Consider the following 2,623-nt stretch of genomic DNA (forward strand, 5'->3'; position numbering starts at 1 on the left):
TTATTTGCAGTATTTTTGACAGAACCTAGTTATGTATTACCTTTCTTTTCTAATATCTTTATGGAGAAAATGGTTGGATTTATAAAATTATATTTTCCTGTGTTTTTATTAGGAGCAATATTTGGAAAAGTAGTGGAAATGTCAGGAATTGCAGATTCTATCGCAAAAACAATTATTGAGTTAGTTGGTGAAAAACGTACTATATTAGCGATTGTATTAATGGGGGCTATTTTAACGTATAGTGGTGTTAGTGTGTATGTAGTAGTGTTTGCTGTTTATCCGTTCGCAGCTAAGTTGTTTCGACAAGCTAATATTCCAAAGCGTTTAATCCCTGGAACGATTGTTCTTGGAGCAGTAACTTTTACAATGGATGCGCTACCTGGATCACCACAAATTCAAAATGTAATACCTACAACATTTTTTAAAACGGATATTTATGCTGCACCGATACTTGGGATTGTAGGAGCAATTTTTGTTCTTACATTAGGTTTACTATATTTAGAGAGTAGACGTAAGAAGGCAAAAGCAGCAGGTGAAGGATATTTTGGTTTTAATGATGGAAATACTGAAATGGCAGCATCTTTGCAAGTAGAACAAAAAAATATGCCATTAATTAATAACATTGAAATCACAAGAGCACAACAACTTATTGCATTTATACCACTTATTTTAGTAGGTGTAATGAATAAAGTGTTTACTATTATGATACCAAAGTGGTATCCAAGCGGTTTTGATTTTTCTGCAATTGGTATGAAAGCATTTGGAAAAGTAGAATTAAGTGCAGTGGTAGGAATTTGGTCTGTAGAATTGGCACTTATTATAGGGATCTTAACAACGTTATTATTATATTGGAAGCGAGTAGTAACAGGTTTCCAAGCTGGATTGAATACAAGTATTGGTGGAGCGCTACTTGCAACGATGAATACAGGAGCTGAGTTTGGATTCGGTGGTGTCATTGCAGCACTTCCAGGCTTCGCAATTATGAGAGATGGCATCTCTGCTACTTTCACAAATCCGTTAGTGAATGGTGCAGTAACGACGAATATTTTAGCTGGAATTACAGGCTCGGCATCAGGAGGAATGGGAATAGTATTAAGCGCAATGGGAGATAAATTTATTGCAGCGGCCAATCAATTTGATATTCCATTAGAAGTTATGCACCGTATCGTATCAATGGCATCAGGAGGAATGGATACACTACCACATAACGGGGCTATTATTACTATTCTTACAGTAACAGGATTAACACATAAACAGTCATATAAAGATATATTTGCTATTACAATTTTGAAAACGGTTGCTGTATTTTTAGTTATCGCATTCTATACTTTAACAGGACTCTATTAAAAAATTTGAATCGTAAAGATTCATCAAATCGATAATTTATATTATAAAATATTAATTAGGATAAGAAGGGGTGGGGGACTTGCAAGAGGTTTCTGAGTTTCGTATGCCAAAGTCGGTATTATATGGAAGAAATTCGCTTGAAAAACTGGGAGAACAATCAAAAAAGTTAGGGAAAAAAGCTTTTATAGTTACTGATACAATTATGGAGAAATTAGGATATGTTGAAAAGTGTATACAACAACTAAATAAGAAAGGTATTACTGTTAGCACATATAATAAAGTGGATGCTGAGCCTACAAATATACACGTATTAGAAGCGTTATCTCTTTGTAAAGAGGAAAAGTGCGATTTTATTATCGGTATTGGTGGTGGAAGTTGTATTGATGCTGCGAAAGCGGTAGCGGTTTTATATACAAATGGTGGAGAAGTTGAGGATTATGTCCAAAAGGATATTGAAATAGAAAACAATCCACTACCACTTATTGCAATTCCAACAACTTCTGGTACTGGTTCGGAAGTTACAAGTGTAGCAGTAATTACGAATAAAAAAACAGATGTAAAAATGATGATGAAGCATCCTAGTTTTATACCGAAAGTAGCAATTATAGATCCAGTTTTGACAAGTTCGTTACCACCACAAATTACGGCAGCAACAGGAATAGATGCGTTATGTCATGCGATTGAAGCTTATATTTCTAAATTTTCACAACCACTTACAGATATACTTGCTCTTTCAGCTATTGAAAGTATTATGAAATATTTACGTATAGCATATGAAGATGGACATAATATGGAGGCAAGAGAAGCGATGATGATTGCTTCCTTACAAGCTGGAATTGCATTTTCGAATGCATCAGTTACATTAGTTCATGGAATGTCAAGGCCAGTGGGAGCATTATTTCATGTACCGCATGGAATATCAAATGCCATACTATTACCTACAGTGTTAGAGTTTACAAAAACAAGTGCAGTGAAAAGGTTAGCAAAAATTGGACGTAACTTAAATAAGGATTTGTATTCGAATTCTGATGAGGAAGTAGCAGACTATACGATTGGGGAAATAAAAAAGCTTTGCTATGATCTTCGTATTCCAAATTTAAAAGAATACGGTATCGATGAAATTGAATTTGAAAATGCTATCTCTAAAATGGCATCAGATGCAATTGAAAGTGGTAGCCCAGCTAATAACCCACGTGTTCCATCATATGATGAAATCAAAGAGTTGTATCGAGAGTGTTTTAATTATAAGTATAAAGAATTTATAAAAATATCAGAT

At 34.3% G+C, this 2,623-nt stretch carries 2 protein-coding genes; both read left to right on the forward strand.

The window, feature by feature from the left end:
* A partial coding sequence (locus ACQGS6_RS26125; RefSeq protein WP_426965855.1) for a GntP family permease occupies positions 1 to 1,347 on the forward strand: 1,347 nt, incomplete at its 5' end.
* A gap of 79 nt (positions 1,348 to 1,426) precedes the next feature.
* Positions 1,427 to 2,623: iron-containing alcohol dehydrogenase (locus ACQGS6_RS26130; RefSeq protein WP_426965856.1), on the forward strand; the 1,197-nt coding region annotated here is incomplete at its 3' end.

Origin of the sequence: Bacillus sp. GMs2/2, assembly GCF_050172095.1 — a bacterium.
GTDB classification, from domain to species: domain Bacteria; phylum Bacillota; class Bacilli; order Bacillales; family Bacillaceae_G; genus Bacillus_A; species Bacillus_A cereus.